Raw genomic sequence first — 15,620 nt, 5'->3', positions numbered from 1 at the left:
TCAGGTCCGCGCCTCCTGGATTTCCGGCAGCGGCGCCACGGCCGCGCGGGGCCTGGCCAGGGAGGTGAGCGCCACCCCGCCGACCAGCAGCGCCGCCGCGCACCAGCGCAGGGGGCTGATCGACTCGCCGAGGAAGAGCGCCGCCGAGGACATCCCGAAGACGGGCACGAGCAGGGTGAACGGCGCGACGGACGAGGCGGGGTGGTTGCGCAGGAGGAAGCCCCAGGCCCCGAAGCCGAAGACCGTGGTGATCCACGCGACGTAGACGATGATGCCCACCCCGCTCCAGTCGAGCGCCGCCAGGGCCTCCGCGTCACGGTCCCAGCCCTCGAAGAGCAGGGACAGGGCGAGGAGCGGGAGTACGGGCACCGTCGACACCCAGACCATGAAGTTCAGGGAGTCGCGCGGCGCGGCCCTGCGCGTCAGGACGTTCGACACCCCCCAGCAGGCCGCCGCCGCGACGACGAGGACGAACGCGAGCACGGGCCCGCCCGCCCCCTCGTCGACGGCTGCGACGCCGATGCCGGCCAGGGCGACCCCCATCCCCAGCACCCGTGTCCGGCCCGGCCGTTCACCGAGTGCGGCCGCCGCGAACAGCGCCGTGAAGACGGCCTGGACCTGGAGGACGAGGGAGGAGAGCCCGGCGGGCATCCCCCGGTCCATCCCGATGAAGAGCAACCCGAACTTGGCGACCCCCAGGACCAGCCCCACCGCGATGATCCACTTCCACGCGACGGTGGGCCGCCCCACGAGGAACACCGCGGGAAGCGCGGCGACGAGGAAGCGCAGGGCGGAGAAGAGGAGCGGCGGGAAGTGGGCGAGACCGAGCTCGATGACGACGAAGTTCACGCCCCAGACGGCGGCGACCAGCGCGGCCAGGGCGATGTGGAGGGGACGCATGCTCCGAGCATCCGACGCCGGGACCATGTAGCACCAGCGCGGATTTCTTCATGGTTGGATTGAGCGCTGCTAATGCTTCCGCTCCGCGCGCCCTGCGCCCCCGCTCCCCGCGCCCCGTCCTTCATCCGCCGGCTCACTGCCGCCGTCCGCCGTCCGCCCGGAGGTCCCCGGTGCTCGACCTGTCCCGGCTGCGCGCCCTGCACGCCGTCTCCGTCCACGGCTCCGTCGCGGGTGCCGCCGCCGCACTCGGCTACACGGCCTCGGCCGTCTCCCAGCAGATCACCAAGCTGGAGCGCGAGACCCGCACGACGCTTCTCGAACGGCGTGGGCGCGGGGTCGCACTCACCGAGGACGCCCTGCACCTCGCGGCGACCGCGCAGCAGCTGCTGGCGATCGTGGAGCAGGCCGAGACGACACTCGAACAGCGCCGGGGACTGCCGACGGGCCGGTTGTCGATCGCCGCGTTCGCCTCGGCGGCGCGCGGCCTGCTGCCGGGGGTGCTGGCCGAGCTGGGGCGGGAGTACCCGACGCTGGACGCACGGCTGACCGAGGTCGATCCGCACCTCTCGGTCGATCTGGTGGCCAAGGGCGTGGTCGATCTCGCGGTCGCCCACGACTGGGACATCTCACCGCTGCCCGCGCCGGAGGGGGTGGCCCAGGCGGTGCTCGGCGACGACCTCTGCGATCTGCTGGTGGCGGAGGGGCACCCGCTCGCCGGCCGGGACGCGGTGCGGCGGGAGGAGCTGGCCAAGGAGCGGTGGGTGTGCCAGCCGCCCGGCACGGTGTGCCACGACTGGCTCGTACGGACGCTGCGGGCGGCGGGATACGAGCCGGACATCCGGCACCAGGCGGAGGAGAACCACACCCAGCTGGCCCTGGTCGCCGCCGGTCTCGGCGTGGCCATGATTCCCCGTCTGGGCCGGGGGCCGCTGCCGCCCGGCGTGGTCGCGGTGCGCCTGGATCCCGTACCGGTGCGACGGCTGTACGCCCTGTGGCGCGAGGAGGCGGCGCGGCGGCCCGCGATCATCGCGGCGGTGTCCGTACTGCGCGGACGGGGCACGGCGGCGGGCCTCTCCTGATCTGTCGCGCGTTTCTCGTACCATCCTCTTGACTGGTAGTTACTTTCCATATATCCGTACCTTCTTGGAAGTTTCTTTCAGCACCGGAAGGGGCTCACGTGCACCACCGCACCTCCAGACGCACCCTCCTCACCGCCACCGCAGCAACCGCCGCAGCCGCGGCGACCGGCGCCGTCGCCCTTCCCGGGGCCGCACGGGCAGCGGAGTCCAGCCCGTCCTCCGACAGCGCTCTCAAGCGGCTCATCGCCCGGATGAGCCTGGAGGAGAAGGTCGGCCAGCTCTTCGTGATGCGGGTGTACGGCCACTCCGCCACCGCGCCCGCCCAGGCGGACATCGACGCCAACCTCGCCGAGATCGGAGTCCGTGACGCCGCCGAACTGATCTCCACGTACCACGTCGGCGGCATCATCTACTTCGCCTGGGCGCACAACACCCGGGACCCGCACCAGATCGCGGACCTCTCCAACGGCATCCAGCGGGCCGGGCTCGCCGGGCCCACCCCGCTGCCGCTCATCATCTCCACGGACCAGGAGCACGGGATCGTGTGCCGCGTCGGGGAGCCGGCGACACTGCTGCCGGGCGCGATGGCGCTGGGCGCGGGCGGATCCCGCTCCGACGCGCGCACGGCGGGCCGGATCGCCGGGGCGGAGCTGGCGGCCCTCGGGATCAGGCAGAACTACGCGCCGGACGCGGACGTCAACGTCAACCCGGCCAACCCCGTCATCGGCGTACGCTCCTTCGGCTCCGACCCGGAGTCCGTGGCCGGCCTGGTCGCCGCGCAGGTGAAGGGCTATCAGAGCTCGGGTGTCGCCGCCACGGCCAAGCACTTCCCCGGTCACGGCGACACCAGCACCGACAGCCACACCGGCCTGCCCGTCATCCACCACACCCGGGAGCAGTGGTCGGAGCTGGACGCGCCGCCGTTCCGGGCGGCCGTGGCCGCCGGCATCGACTCGATCATGACGGCGCACATCGTGGTACCGGCCCTGGACCCGGCCGAGGACCCGGCCACCCTGTCCCACCCGATCCTCACCGGCATCCTGCGCGAGCAACTCGGCTACGACGGTGTCGTGGTCACCGACTCGCTGGGCATGGAGGGCGTCCGCACGAAGTACGGCGACGACCGCGTCCCCGTCCTCGCGCTGCTGGCGGGCGTGGACCAACTGCTGAACCCGCCGGATCTGAAGGTCGCCTGGAACGCCGTGCTGAACGCGGTGAAGAGCGGCGAGCTCAGCGAGGCCCGCATCGAGGAATCGATCCTGCGCATCCTGCGCCTGAAGGCGAAGCTCGGCCTGTTCCGCGATCCGTACGTCACCCACCGGGGTGTCGACCGCACCGTCGGCATCGCGGCGCACCTCGCCGCCGCCGACCGGATCGCCGAGCGGACGACCACCCTGCTCGCCAACACCGGCTCCCTGCTGCCCCTCTCCCGCCGTTCCCACCGCAACCTCCTGGTGGTCGGCGCCGATCCCGCCTCGCCCTCCGGCACGACCGGGCCCCCGACGAGCACGCTCGCCGGGGCGTTCGAGGAGCTCGGTTACACCGCGACCGCCCTGTCCACCGGCACGGCCCCCTCCCAGGCGAAGATCGCCGAGGCGGTGGCGGCGGCACAGGGCAAGGACGCGGTGGTCGTGGGCACGTACAACGTCTCGGCGACCAGCACCCAGCGCACGCTGGTCAGCGCGCTCGTGGCGACCGGCGTACCGGTGATCACGCTCGCGATCCGCAACCCGTACGACATCGCGCAGCTGGCCGGAACCGGCTACGCGGCCGGTCTCGCCTCGTACTCCTGGACGGACGTCGAACTCCGGGCGGCCGCACGGGTGATCGCGGGACGGGCCGAACCGGAGGGCAGGCTGCCGGTGCCGGTGCAGCGGGCGGACGCTCCCGCGCAGGCGTTGTACCCCGTCGGCTACGGGCTGTCGTACCGGAGGCAGGCCTCACCCACCCGATGACCACCTGATGACCACCCGATGAGCTGAAAGCCCCCCGTTCGCCTGGCGTGTGCCCGCTCCGGCGGGTCACGCTGGGCACACGTCCTCCGGGACGAACCAGGGGGGTCGTCCATGGAGAAGCGCCGTGTCGCGCGGGTGTGGTGCGCCCTCCTGCCTGTCGTGGCGGCGCTCTCGCTGGGCGCCTGCCGGCCGTCCGGGGGCACCCCGTCGAGCGCGCCCGGCGGCGGCGCCTCGCCCTCCGGCCACGGGGGGCAGTTCCTGGGACCCGCCGACTGCAGTACGCGCGGCGAGGTGGTCCGTGAGGTCTCGTGCGGGAGCGAGAAGGCGGCGGCGCGGGTGCTCGCCCGCCACACCGGCGCTCCGCCGGACGGCCCGGCGTGCCCGTCCACGACCGACTTCCTCCTGCACATCTCCGGGGGCGGCCCTGCCGCTCCCCGGGGTTACGCCTGCATGCGCAACCTGGAGCCTCCGCACCCGGGCGATCCGGGGCAGGGCGGCGGTCCGCTGACGGTCGTCGGGGACTGCGTCCACGGCTTCCACGCGGGCGAGGTCAGGGAGACCGCCTGCGACGGATCGGGAGAGCGGCCGGCGGAGTTCGAGATCGGTTCGGCGGTGGCACGGCGCGCGCTCTGTCCCGGTACGACGGATCTGTACGTGCGGCTGGGCGGGGACAGACCGGTGGGCTGTGCCCACCGGGTGTGAACGACACCCGGCGGACCCAGCCCACTTCGGGACGTGCGGCCGGGATTACGGCCGCAGCGTGCCCTGGTTCCGCTGGAGTTCAGCGTCACGCTTGTCCAGCCGCGCGTCGAACTTCGCGAGCGGCTTCGCCTGCGAGGGATCGGCCACGACGGCCGCGGGCGCGACCCCGGCCCAGCGCAGGATGGCCGCGGTGGCGGCGGCCTTCTCGTCGGCGACGAGCCCGGCGACCTTGGAGCCGTGGTTGCCGCCCGGCACGGTGTAGACGTAGCTGTCACGCGCGCCCCGGCCGAGGCGGAAGGGCTCGGCGCCCCACGGGTCGTTCTGGCCGTAGACGTACAGCATGCGCGTGGCGTTGTGCCTGACCCAGCTGTCCACGTCCCGCATCGCCGACGGCTGGAACTTCATCGGGATGGAGCGCGGCACGAAGTTGCGCGGCGGCTGGTAGCCGTAGCGGCTCAGGTCGCCGAGCCAGGGCTGCTCGATGTCGGGCGATCCGAGCTGGGTGCCGGCCTGGTAGTAGTACGGCGTGTAGGTCCCCAGGCCCTGGTCGGCATAGGCGGAGAAGCCCGAGATGCCGTCGATCGAGTCCCAGATCTCCTGGTCGGTGGCGTTCGGGGCGTCGGCCGGGATGGAGTCGCAGTCGGCGAGCAGGCTGTACTGCCAGTACGCCCAGACGTAGTCCATGACGACGGCTTCGTACGCCTTGTCCAGTGTGCCGACCGTGTTGAAGGTGAGGCCGTTCTCGGCGGCGTACGCCTCGTACTTCTTCTCCAGCGGTTCCCGGCGGACGAGGGCCTCGCGCTGGACGCCGTTCAGCCGGTCGCGGCACTCCTTCGTCCCGACGTTCTCGAAGAAGCGGTCGTACGCCGAGTCCTCGTTGTTGTTGACGTCGTTGGGCGCGACATAGGCGACGACGCCGTCCATGTCCTTCGGGTAGAAGCGCTCGAAGTAGGTGGCCGTCATGCCGCCCTTGGAACCGCCGGTGCTGAGCCAGTTCTCGGAGTAGATCTTCTTGAGGGCGGTGAAGACGCGGTGCTGGTCGCTCGCGGCCTGCCAGATGTCCAGCTTCGACCAGTCGGCGGGAGCCGGGCGGGACGGGGTGAAGAAACGGTACTCCAGGGAGACCTGGTTGCCGTCGACGATCTGGGTCGGCTCGCTGCGGCTGGGGTTGGTGGAGACGTTGTAGCCGCTGGTGAAGAACACCGTCGGCCGGGTCGTGTCCTTGTGCAGCAGGGTGATGCGCTGCTGGAAGGTGCCCTTGGACGGGTGCCTGTGGTCCACCGGCTGGGTGTAGTTGAGGACGAAGAAGCGGTAGCCGGGGTACGGCTTCTCCTGGATCAGGCTCATCCCCGGGATGGCCAGGATGCGGTCCTTGATGTCCTCGCTGTTGCTGGTCGAGCCGCTGTTCTGCTTCGCGGCCGGTTCTGCGGCGGTGGCCGCACCGGCCGAGGCTCCGGTCGCACTCACTGTGCCGATGAGCACCGCGAGCGACAGAATGCCCCTGAGCGCCTTGCGCATGCACCCTCCCCTTGATTCACGACAGACGCCGTGAACCTAGCGGGGGTAACACCTGCCACGCCAGACCCAGTTGCACCTCAGCACAGGATCCATCCCGTGGAGGCGGAGGAGCCGCCGACGGAACCGGAGGCGCGGACACAGCGGTTGAGCGCGTGCACCTTGACGGGGCCCGCCAGCTGGGTGAACTTGCCACTGTCGACGACCGCCCGGCCTCCTCGCGGCTGGATCGACACCCTCATCGAACGGCGCGCGCCCGGCTTCTTGGCCACCGTGACTGCGCACGCGTAGGAGCGGGTCTCGTAGACGCGCAGCGTGCCGGTGGCGAACTTCACCGTCTTGGCGAGCCGCCCGGAGCAGCCGGACGCGGCCTGCGCGGGCGCCGCTCCGGTGGGCCCCAGGACGAGACCGAGGGATCCCAGCAGCGGCAGGACGAGGAGCGTCACCGCCACACGCCGTCCGGCCCCCCGGAACCCCGGCCGCTCAGGCCGTCCCGACGACCTCATCGGTCTCGCCACCTCGTCCACCCCACCCGTTCCATCGAACGTTCTGACCCTCACCCGACACATGTACGCATGGGTGTACGACGCGAGAAGGGGGCCATCAGGTTGCGGGCCGGACTCATACTCCTGCCGGAGCGTTCCCTATGCCCTTGTCCATGTCCTCCCCTATGAAGGTGCGCCACAGCCGCGCGTACGCGCCTCCCCTGGCCAGCAGCTCGTCGTGGGTGCCGTCCTCGGCCACCCTCCCCCGGTCCATCACCACGACCCGGTCCGCGCGGGCCGCCGTCGTCAGCCGGTGGGCGACCACGAGCGTGGTGCGCCGCCCCGCGAGACGGTCGGTGGCCTGGTTGACCTGGGCCTCGCTGGCCAGGTCGAGCGAGGCGGTCGCCTCGTCGAGCAGCAGGACGTCCGGGTCGACCAGCTCGGCGCGGGCGAGCGCGATCAGCTGGCGCTGGCCGGCCGAGAGGTTACGGCCCCGCTCGGCGACCTCGTGCAGATAACCGTCCTCCAGCGTGGCGATCATGTCGTGTGCCCCGACCGCCCTCGCCGCCGCCTCCACCTGGGCGTCGGTGGCGTCAGGGAGTCCGTACGCGATGGCGTCACGCACCGTTCCCTCGAAGAGGTAGGCCTCCTGGGGCACGACACCGAGCCGGTGGCGGTACGCGGTCCTGTCGAGGCGGCGCAGATCGGTGCCGTCCGCCGTGACCCGGCCGCTCGTCGGGTCGTAGAAGCGGGCGACGAGCTTGACCAGCGTGGATTTGCCGGCTCCGGTCTCGCCGACGAAGGCCACCGTCTGGCCCGCCGGAATCCGCAGATCGATGCCGGTGAGGGCCTCCTCCTCGCCGGTGTAGGCGAACGACACGTCCTCGAAGGCGATCTCGCCGCGCAGCGAGGTCACCTCCAGCGGCTCGTCGTGATCGGCCGTGGAGGTCGGCTCCCGCAGCAATTCCTGGATGCGGCCGAGCGAGACGCTGGCCTGCTGGTAGCCGTCGAAGACCTGGGACAGCTGCTGCACGGGGGCGAAGAACAGGTCGATGTACAGGAGGTAGGCGACCAGCGCGCCCGTGGTCAGCGTGCCGTCGTCCACGCGGCCCGCGCCGACGATCAGCACGGCAGCCGCGGCGACCGAGGCGAGCAGCTGCACGAACGGGAAGTAGACCGAGATCAGCCACTGCCCTCGGACCCTGGCCTGACGGTAGTGGTCGCTGCGCTCCGCGAAGCGCTCGGCGCCGTCGTGCTCGCGGCGGAACGCCTGCACGATCCGCAGCCCGGCGACGGACTCCTGGAGGTCGGCGTTGACGACACTGATGCGCTCACGGGCGAGCTCGTACGCCTTGACGCTCTTGCGGCGGAAGAAGAAGGTGCCGACGATCAGCAGCGGGAGCGTCGCGAAGACGACCAGGGCCAGCTGGATGTCGAGGACGAGCAGCACGACCGTGATGCCGAAGAAGGTGACGAGAGAGACGAAGGCCGTCACGAGACCGGTCTGCAGGAACGTCGAGAGGGCGTCGACGTCCGTCGTCATCCTGGTCATGATCCGGCCGGTCAGCTCGCGCTCGTAGTAGTCGAGGCCGAGCCGCTGGAGCTGCGCGAAGATCTTGAGGCGCAGGGAGTAGAGCACGCGTTCGCCGGTGCGGCCCGTCATCCGGGTCTCACCGATCTGGGCCGCCCACTGCACGAGGACGGCGAGCAGGCCGAGCCCCGCCGCCGCCCAGACCGCGCCGAGCGCCATCTGTGTGACACCGTCGTCGATGCCGTGCCGGATCAGCACGGGCAGCAGCAGGCCCATGCCCGCGTCGACGGCTACCAGCCCGAGGCTCACCAGCAGTGCCGCCCCGAAGCCGTGCAGCAGCCTGCGCAGGCCGTAGGACTGCTCCGGGCGTACCGCGCTCGCCTCGTCGATACCGGGGGTGTCGGTGGCGGGCGGCAACGCGTCGACCTGGGCGAGGAGCTCGGGAGTGGCGGGCATCCCCGCGGCGGCCGTGTCGCGCTGCTCCTCCTTGCGGATCCACAGCCCGGGGGTGACCCCGCGCTCGGCGTCGAACTCCGCGTCGAGCTCCTCCAGGAGCGCGCGGTCGTCCTCCGGCTCCGCCGCGAGCGTCTTCGGCCGGTGCCCGGGGGAGGTGCCCCGCATCTCGTCCGGGTCGGTGAGCAGCCTGCGGTAGAGCGCCGAGCGGCGCTCCAGCTCGGCGTGCGTGCCGATGTCGGCGAGCCGCCCCTGGTCGAGGACGGCGATGCGGTCGGCGAGGCCGAGGGTGGAGCGGCGGTGCGCTATCAGCAGGGTGGTGCGGCCCTCCATGACCTGCGCCAGCACCTCGTGGATCTCGTGCTCGACCCGGGCGTCCACGGCGGATGTCGCGTCGTCCAGGAGCAGCAGCCGGGGGTCGGTGAGGATGGCCCGGGCGAGCGCGACGCGCTGGCGCTGGCCACCGGAGAGTGTGAGGCCGTGCTCGCCGACCTTGGTGTCGTACCCCTCGGGCAGCTCGGAGATGAAGCCGTGGGCCTGAGCGGCGCGCGCGGCGCGCTCGATCTGCTCCTGGGTGGCGCCGGGGTGTCCGTACGCGATGTTGGCGCCCACGGACTCGGAGAAGAGGAAGCTGTCCTCGGGCACGAGCCCGATGGCGGCCCGCAGCGACTCCTGGGTCAGCTCGCGGACGTCGTGGCCGCCGACCAGGACGGCCCCGTGCGAGACGTCGTAGAAGCGCGGCAGCAGGAGCGAGACCGTGGACTTGCCGCTGCCGGAGGCACCGACCACGGCGACGGTCTCGCCCGGCTCGATGGTGAGGGAGAAGCCGTCGAGGACCGGGCGCTCGTCGTCGTAGCCGAACCGTACGTCGTCGAACTCGACGCGCGCGGGGGCGTCGGCGGGCAGCTCCTTGGTGCCGTCCTTCATGGACGGCTCGGTGTCGATGAGCTCCAGGACGCGCTCCACACCGGCCCGGGCCTGCTGGCCGACGGTGAGGACCATGGCGAGCATCCGGACCGGGCCGACGAGCTGGGCGAGATAGGTGGAGAAGGCGACGAACGTACCGAGGGTGATCTCGCCCCGGGTGGCGAGCCAGCCGCCGAGGGCCAGCATCGCGACCTGGCCGAGCGCGGGCACGGCCTGGAGCGCCGGGGTGTAGCGGGAGTTCAGCCGGATGGTGCGCAGCCGGCCCGCGAAGAGCTTGCGGCTGACCTCGCGGAGCTTTCCGGTCTCCTGCTCCTCCTGTCCGAAGCCCTTGACGACCCGGACGCCGGAGACGGCCCCGTCGACGACTCCGGCGACGGCGGCGGCCTGGCTCTGGGCGTACCAGGTGGCGGGGAAGAGCCGGGCCTTGGAGCGGCGGGCGATGAACCAGAGCGCGGGGGCCACGGCGAGGGCGATGAGCGTCAGGGGCAGCGAGAGCCACGCCATGATCACCAGGGAGATGAGGAAGAGCAGGATGTTCCCGATGGTCATCGGGAGCATGAACAGGAGCCCCTGGATCAGCTGGAGGTCGCTGGTGGCCCTCCCGACGACCTGCCCGGTGGACAGCTCGTCCTGCCGCTTGCCGTCGAGCCGGGTCAGGGTGCCGTACATCTCGGTCCGGAGATCGTGCTGTACGTCGAGGGCGAGCCGGCCGCCGTAGTAGCGGCGGACGAACGTGGCGGCGTAGACGACGACGGCCGCACCGATGAGCAGGCCCGTCCACACGCCGAGGGAGCGGGTGTGGCTGCCGACGACGTCGTCGATGATCACCTTGGTGATGAGCGGGACGAGGGCCATCACGGCCATGCCGGCGAGCGACGAGCCGAGGGCGAGCACGACGTTGCGCCGGTAGCGCCACGCGTACCCGGTCAGCCTCCGGCCCCACCCCGGCTGCTCCGCGCCCCGCTGCTCGGCGCCGCCGTCCTTCGCGGTGGCTGCCTGCCCGGCGGGACCCTGCTCGGCGGGGTCGTGTTCCGCCACGCCCTGTTTCTCCGCGCCCGCCACCCGTGCCTCCTGATTTCGCCCCGTTGCCCCACCTGACCTACCGCATGTCCCCAACGCGGCCGGCGGCGGATTTCATCCTTCCGCAACAATTCTCGGCCGATGGGCCCAGGTGTGCCCCGGGGTGGTCCTAGGACCAGCGGGGTATGGATGTCCCGCTCACAGGGCTCACAGGAACGGGGAAGGCGATGACGAACGACCCGAAGGCGGAGGCGTACCTCTGCGGTCGGCTGTACGCGGCACTGGCGGAACTGGAGAGACTCGGCGAGGGCGATCACCATTCGCTCGGCCGGGCGGACGTCGTGCGGAAACTGGCCCTGGAGCCGTCCAAGCACCTGACCAAGCACCTCCACGCGGCCGGGAAGTACCTGCTGGCGGCCAGGAACAGAGGGCAGGCGAGGTCGGCGGCCGTGGTGTTCAGGTCCCTGCCCGATCTGCTGCCCTCGGGGAGGGGCCTGCCTGACTCCCTGCGTGACAGCGCCCTCCAGGAGCGCTTCCACGAGGGCCGCGCCGCGCAGGAGGCGGCGATCGGGAAAGCCGTGTGAGCGGATCGGCGGCCGGTCCCCGGGGCTGCTCCGTCCCGGGGACCGGCCGCCCTCCCCCGAAGGTGCGTCGGCCCGAAGGTGCGTCGGCGTGAAGGTGCCTCGGCCTAGAGGTGCGTCGGCTCGAACATCTTGAGCAGGGCGGGGAGCACCACGACCGACGGGCCCGGCGCGGCGAGGGCCTTGCCGAGGTCGGCGGCCAGGGTCTCGGGGCTGGTGAGGACGGCGGGCACGCCGAAGGACTCGGCCAGGGCGACGAAGTCCGGGCGGGAGAGCTCGGTGGCCGTGGCCTCGCCGAAGGCGCCCGTCATGTACTCGCGCAGGATGCCGTAGCCCCCGTCGTCGACGATCAGCCAGGTGACGGGCAGGTCGTACTGCCGCACGGTGGCGAGTTCGGCGATGGAGTACATCGCGCCGCCGTCACCGGAGACCGCGAGCACCGGCTTCGTCGGATCGGCGGCGGCCGCGCCGATGGCGGCCGGGAAGCCGTAGCCGAGACCGCCCGCGCCCTGCGCCGAGTGCATCGTGTTCGGGTGGCGGGCGTCGAAGGCGGACCAGGCCCAGTAGGCGAGGATCGTCATGTCCCAGAAGCTGGGCGAGCTGTCGGGCAGCGCCTCGCGGACGGAGGCGAGCACCTGCTGCTCCAGCGTGAGGTCCTGGGACGCGATCCGCTCGTGGACCCGCTCCAGCAGCGCCCGGACGCGCTCGGCGGCGGTGTCGTCCTCGCGGGGCTCCACCGCCTCCAGGAGGTCGGCCAATGCCTCACGGGCGTCGGAGTGGATGCCGAGGGCGGGGTGGTTGGACTCAAGCTTGCCGGCGTCGGCCTCGATCTGGATGACCCGGCCTCGCGGGGCGAAGGTGTGGTAGTTCGAGGAGAGCTCGCCGAGCCCCGACCCGACGACCAGCAGCACGTCCGCCGACTCCAGGAAGTCCGTGGTGTACCGGTCCTCCAGCCAGGACCTGAGCGAGAGCGGGTGCTCCCAGGGGAAGGCGCCCTTGCCGCCGAAGGTCGTGACGACCGGAGCGTCGATCTTCTCCGCGAGCGCGCGCAGCTTGCCGGCGGCGTCGGAGCGTACGACCCCGCCGCCCGCGATGATCACCGGACGCTCGGCGTTCGACAGCAGGTGGGCCGCCGCGAGGGTCAGCTCCGGTCGTGGGTACAGCTCGCGCGGGGTGGCGTCGAGCGCGCTGACCACGGGCAGGACCGTCTCGGCGAGCAGCACGTCCTGCGGGATCTCCACCCAGACCGGCCCGTGCGGCGCCGTGAGCGCGGACTCCCAGGCGGCGGCGATCGCGGACGGGATCTGTGACGCCGTGCGGACGGTGTGCACGGACTTCACGATGTCCCGGAAGGACGCCTTCTGGTCGCGGAGCTCGTGCAGATAGCCGTGGCGCCCACCGCCGAGTCCGGCGGTGGGGATCTGGCTGGAGACCGCGAGCACGGGTGCGGACGCGGCTGCTGCCTCCTGGAGCGCGGCCAGGGAGGTGAGCGCGCCCGGGCCGGTGGAGAGCAGCAGGAGGGCCACCTCGCCGGTGATGCGCCCGTAGGCGTCGGCGGCGAAGCCCGCGTTGTTCTCGACGCGCAGCCCGACGTACGAGAGCGAGGAGCGGCGCAGCGCGTCGAACATGCCGAGCGCGTGCTGTCCGGGCAGCCCGAAGACGGTGGTCGCGCCGAGGCCCTGGAGCGTCTCGACCACGAGGTCGCCGCCGTTGCGGCCGGACGGGGGGTTCAGGGCCGCTTCGGCCTGTGCGGCGGTGAGCTGCGGGCGGTCGTCGTGGTCGTGACTCACTGGGTGCGGCCCTCCGCGATCTGGCGGGACATGATCGTCGTCAGCTCGTACGCCGTGTGCGAGGCGGCGACGGACGTGATCTCCGCGTGATCGTACGCCGGGGCGACCTCGACCAGGTCCGCCGAGACGAGGTGGCAGGAGGAGAGCCCGCGCACGATCTCCAGGAGCTCGCGCGAGGTGAGGCCGCCCGCCTCGGGGGTACCGGTGCCGGGGGCGTGCGCCGGGTCGAGCACGTCGATGTCGATGGAGATGTAGAGCGGGCGGTCACCGATGCGCTGGCGCAGCTGGTCGGTGATCTCGTCCACGCCGCGGCGCATGACGTCGGCCGACGTGACGATGCCGAAGCCCAGCTTGGCGTCGTCGGTGAGGTCCTGCTTGCCGTACAGCGGGCCGCGGGTGCCGACGTGGGACAGCGCCTCGGTGTCGAGGATGCCCTCCTCGACGGCGCGGCGGAACGGGGTGCCGTGGGTGTACTCGGCGCCGAAGTAGGTGTCCCAGGTGTCCAGGTGGGCGTCGAAGTGGAGCAGGGCGACGGGGCCGTGCTTCTTGGCGACGGAACGCAGCAGGGGCAGCGCGATGGTGTGGTCGCCACCGAGCGTCATCAGCCGGGCGCCGGTACCGAGGAGGTCGTCGGCGGCGGCCTCGATGGTCTCGACGGCCTCGTTGATGTTGAAGGGGTTCGCGGCGATGTCCCCGGCGTCGGCGACCTGGGCGAGTGCGAACGGGGAGGCGTCCTGCGCCGGGTTGTACGGGCGCAGGAGCCGGGAGGCCTCGCGGATGGCGTTGCCGCCGAAGCGGGCGCCGGGACGGTAGGAGACACCGGTGTCGAAGGGCACGCCGACGACGGCGACATCGGCGGAGCCGACCTCGTCGAGCCGCGGCAGCCGCGCGAACGTCGCGGGTCCGGCGTACCGCGGGACGCGGGAGGAGTCGACGGGGCCGCGCGGCGTTTCGTTGCTGCTCATGGGTGCGGGTGCCTTTCGTTCAACGATGCACGCCTTGTGGGCGTTGATACGGTATTCAGTCTTTCAGGGGGCGGACACGGGCTGCTCCCTGCGGTGGGGGCCGGTCGGCCCCCGAGGGAGAAGGCCCCGCGGTGCGGGAGGGACCGTCTCCGGCACGGTGGGTCAGACGGTGACCGCGTCCGGGGTTGCCGGGTCCTCGGCACCGTCCTCGGCGCCCCGCCCGGCCAGCCGCTCGCGCCATGCGGCCAGCACGGCGGCGTCGGTCGGCTCGGTCGCCAGCGAGACGACGACGTACACGGCGAGCGAGGCGAGCAGCCCGTAGTAGACCGGCTCGTTCGCCAGGATCCCGTACCCGGCCATCAGCCCGATCACCGCGACGCCGCCGGCGACCACGGCGGCCAGCGCGCCCGCCGCCGTGCCCCGGCGCCACAGCAGACCGCCCAGGATCGGCACGAGCAGCCCGCCGACCAGCAGGTTGTAGGCGACGGTCAGCGCCTCGACGACGTCGTTGAGCGCGATGGCGATCACGATCACGGCGAGGCCCATGATGAGGATGAACGCCCGGTTCCCCTTCACCTCGTCCCGTTCCTCGCCGCCGTCCCTGGCGACCACGCCCCGCAGCCGCGACCAGATGTCGTTGTTGGCCACGGTGGCGCAGGCGATCAGCGCCCCGGAGGAGGTGGACATCACCGCAGCGAGCGCGGCGGCCAGCACGAGCCCGCGCACGCCGACCGGCAGCTCGTCCTTCACGATGGTCGCGAAGGCCGCGTCCGCGCTGGGCAGCTTCGGGTACATCACCTTGGCGGCCGTGCCGATGACGGCTCCGGCTATCGCGTACACCAGGCAGTAGGTGCCGGCGACGGTGCCGCCCCAGCGCGCCGTCCTGTCGCTGCGCGCGGTGAACACGCGCTGCCAGATGTCCTGGCCGATCAGCATGCCGAAGGTGTAGATCAGGACGTACGTGAAGATCGTCTCGCCGCCGATGCCCAGCGGGTCGAAGTACTCCGTGGGCAGCTGCGCCTTCATCTCGCTGAAGCCGCCGGCCTTGATCACGGCGATCGGCAGGAGCAGGAGCAGGACACCGATGGTCTTGACGACGAACTGCACCATGTCGGTGATCGTGATCGACCACATGCCGCCGAGCGTCGAGTACGCGACGACGATGGCGCCGCCGAGGATGATCGCGACGGTGCGGTCGATGTCGAACAGGACGTCGAAGATCGTGGCGTAGGCGATGGTCGACGTCACCGCGAGCATCAGCGTGTACGCCCACATGACGACGCCCGAGATGATCCCGGCCCGGCCGCCGTATCGCAGGTCGAGCATCTCGGAGACGGTGTAGACCTTCAGCCGGGCGATGCGGGCGGAGAAGAACACGGACAGGGCCAGCAGCCCGAGGCCGATCGTGAAGACCATCCAGGCGCCGGAGAGCCCGTACTGGTAGCCGAGGCCGACGCCGCCGATGGTGGAGGCACCGCCGAGGACGATCGCGGCCATGGTGCCGGAGTACATCCAGGGGCCGAGCCGGCGCCCGGCGACCAGGAACTCACTCTTGGACTTGGCGCGGCGCATGCCCCACCAGCCCATGGCGAGCATGCCGGCCAGATAGACGACGATCACCGCGTAGTCGACAGCCATGGGCTTTCCTCCGTCTCGTTTCCGTTCGAGGTCACGTGTCGTCAAGACGGTAGGTGGCTGGAAGCCGACGCTGAAGTGT

Annotated in this window: 11 protein-coding genes; 4 read left to right on the top strand and 7 right to left on the bottom strand. The window is 71.7% G+C overall.

Annotated elements, in window-relative coordinates:
* Positions 1-900 (bottom strand): EamA family transporter, encoded by a 900-nt coding sequence (locus ABZY45_RS01415; protein ID WP_356734910.1) that lies wholly within the window; start codon positions 898-900, stop codon positions 1-3.
* Between the two features lie 170 nt (positions 901-1,070).
* Between ABZY45_RS01415 and ABZY45_RS01410 the strand changes: the two genes are divergently transcribed.
* The 3 genes from ABZY45_RS01410 to ABZY45_RS01400 all read left to right on the top strand — a co-directional run bounded on the left by ABZY45_RS01410 (position 1,071) and on the right by ABZY45_RS01400 (position 4,636).
* A complete protein-coding gene (locus tag ABZY45_RS01410) occupies positions 1,071-1,979 on the top strand; it encodes a LysR family transcriptional regulator (protein WP_356734908.1) in 909 nt (302 codons plus the stop codon).
* Between the two features lie 98 nt (positions 1,980-2,077).
* Positions 2,078-3,934, top strand: coding sequence for a glycoside hydrolase family 3 protein (locus ABZY45_RS01405; protein WP_356734906.1), 1,857 nt, complete (start codon positions 2,078-2,080; stop codon positions 3,932-3,934).
* Positions 3,935-4,045: 111 nt separating this feature from the next.
* The gene (locus ABZY45_RS01400; RefSeq protein WP_356734904.1) at positions 4,046-4,636 is read left to right on the top strand and encodes a hypothetical protein; all 591 of its coding nucleotides are present in this window, start codon (positions 4,046-4,048) and stop codon (positions 4,634-4,636) included.
* Between the two features lie 45 nt (positions 4,637-4,681).
* Here ABZY45_RS01400 and ABZY45_RS01395 read toward each other — a convergent pair whose 3' ends face one another.
* The 3 genes from ABZY45_RS01395 to ABZY45_RS01385 all read right to left on the bottom strand — a co-directional run bounded on the left by ABZY45_RS01395 (position 4,682) and on the right by ABZY45_RS01385 (position 10,477).
* The gene (locus ABZY45_RS01395) at positions 4,682-6,154 is read right to left on the bottom strand and encodes a S28 family serine protease (RefSeq protein WP_356734902.1); all 1,473 of its coding nucleotides are present in this window, start codon (positions 6,152-6,154) and stop codon (positions 4,682-4,684) included.
* A 77-nt stretch (positions 6,155-6,231) separates the two neighbouring features.
* Positions 6,232-6,603 carry a hypothetical protein gene (locus ABZY45_RS01390; protein ID WP_356734900.1) on the bottom strand — a complete coding sequence of 124 codons (372 nt, stop codon included), beginning with the start codon at positions 6,601-6,603 and terminating at the stop codon, positions 6,232-6,234.
* Positions 6,604-6,772: 169 nt separating this feature from the next.
* Positions 6,773-10,477, bottom strand: a complete 3,705-nt coding sequence (locus tag ABZY45_RS01385; protein ID WP_356736536.1) for an ABC transporter ATP-binding protein — start codon at positions 10,475-10,477, stop codon at positions 6,773-6,775.
* A 317-nt stretch (positions 10,478-10,794) separates the two neighbouring features.
* On the opposite strand from ABZY45_RS01385, the gene ABZY45_RS01380 reads away from it, so the two are divergent.
* Positions 10,795-11,151, top strand: a complete 357-nt coding sequence (locus tag ABZY45_RS01380; protein ID WP_356734898.1) for a hypothetical protein — start codon at positions 10,795-10,797, stop codon at positions 11,149-11,151.
* Positions 11,152-11,255: 104 nt separating this feature from the next.
* Here the strand turns inward: ABZY45_RS01380 and ABZY45_RS01375 are convergent, their stop codons facing one another.
* From ABZY45_RS01375 to ABZY45_RS01365, 3 genes are all read right to left on the bottom strand, one after another.
* Positions 11,256-12,938, bottom strand: a complete 1,683-nt coding sequence (locus tag ABZY45_RS01375) for a thiamine pyrophosphate-binding protein (protein ID WP_356734896.1) — start codon at positions 12,936-12,938, stop codon at positions 11,256-11,258.
* The gene (gene speB, locus ABZY45_RS01370; protein WP_356734894.1) at positions 12,935-13,903 is read right to left on the bottom strand and encodes an agmatinase; all 969 of its coding nucleotides are present in this window, start codon (positions 13,901-13,903) and stop codon (positions 12,935-12,937) included. Before speB ends, ABZY45_RS01375 begins: the two co-directional genes overlap by 4 nt.
* Before the next feature lie 162 nt (positions 13,904-14,065).
* Positions 14,066-15,541, bottom strand: coding sequence for a sodium:solute symporter (locus ABZY45_RS01365; protein WP_356734892.1), 1,476 nt, complete (start codon positions 15,539-15,541; stop codon positions 14,066-14,068).
* Positions 15,542-15,620 lie beyond the last annotated feature (79 nt).

It is taken from the genome of Streptomyces sp. NPDC006516, assembly GCF_040611875.1.
Classification (GTDB): Bacteria; Actinomycetota; Actinomycetes; order Streptomycetales; family Streptomycetaceae; genus Streptomyces.
This window is presented reverse-complemented; position numbering and strand designations above follow the sequence as displayed.

Excerpts from the sequence above, each read along its gene's own strand:
- speB (WP_356734894.1), bottom strand. The coding sequence starts at position 13,903 with ATGAGCAGCAACGAAACGCCGCGCGGCCCCGTCGACTCCTCCCGCGTC.
- ABZY45_RS01365 (WP_356734892.1), bottom strand. The coding sequence starts at position 15,541 with ATGGCTGTCGACTACGCGGTGATCGTCGTCTATCTGGCCGGCATGCTC.
- ABZY45_RS01415 (WP_356734910.1), bottom strand. The coding sequence starts at position 900 with ATGCGTCCCCTCCACATCGCCCTGGCCGCGCTGGTCGCCGCCGTCTGG.
- ABZY45_RS01380 (WP_356734898.1), top strand. The coding sequence starts at position 10,795 with ATGACGAACGACCCGAAGGCGGAGGCGTACCTCTGCGGTCGGCTGTAC.
- ABZY45_RS01400 (WP_356734904.1), top strand. The coding sequence starts at position 4,046 with ATGGAGAAGCGCCGTGTCGCGCGGGTGTGGTGCGCCCTCCTGCCTGTC.
- ABZY45_RS01395 (WP_356734902.1), bottom strand. The coding sequence starts at position 6,154 with ATGCGCAAGGCGCTCAGGGGCATTCTGTCGCTCGCGGTGCTCATCGGC.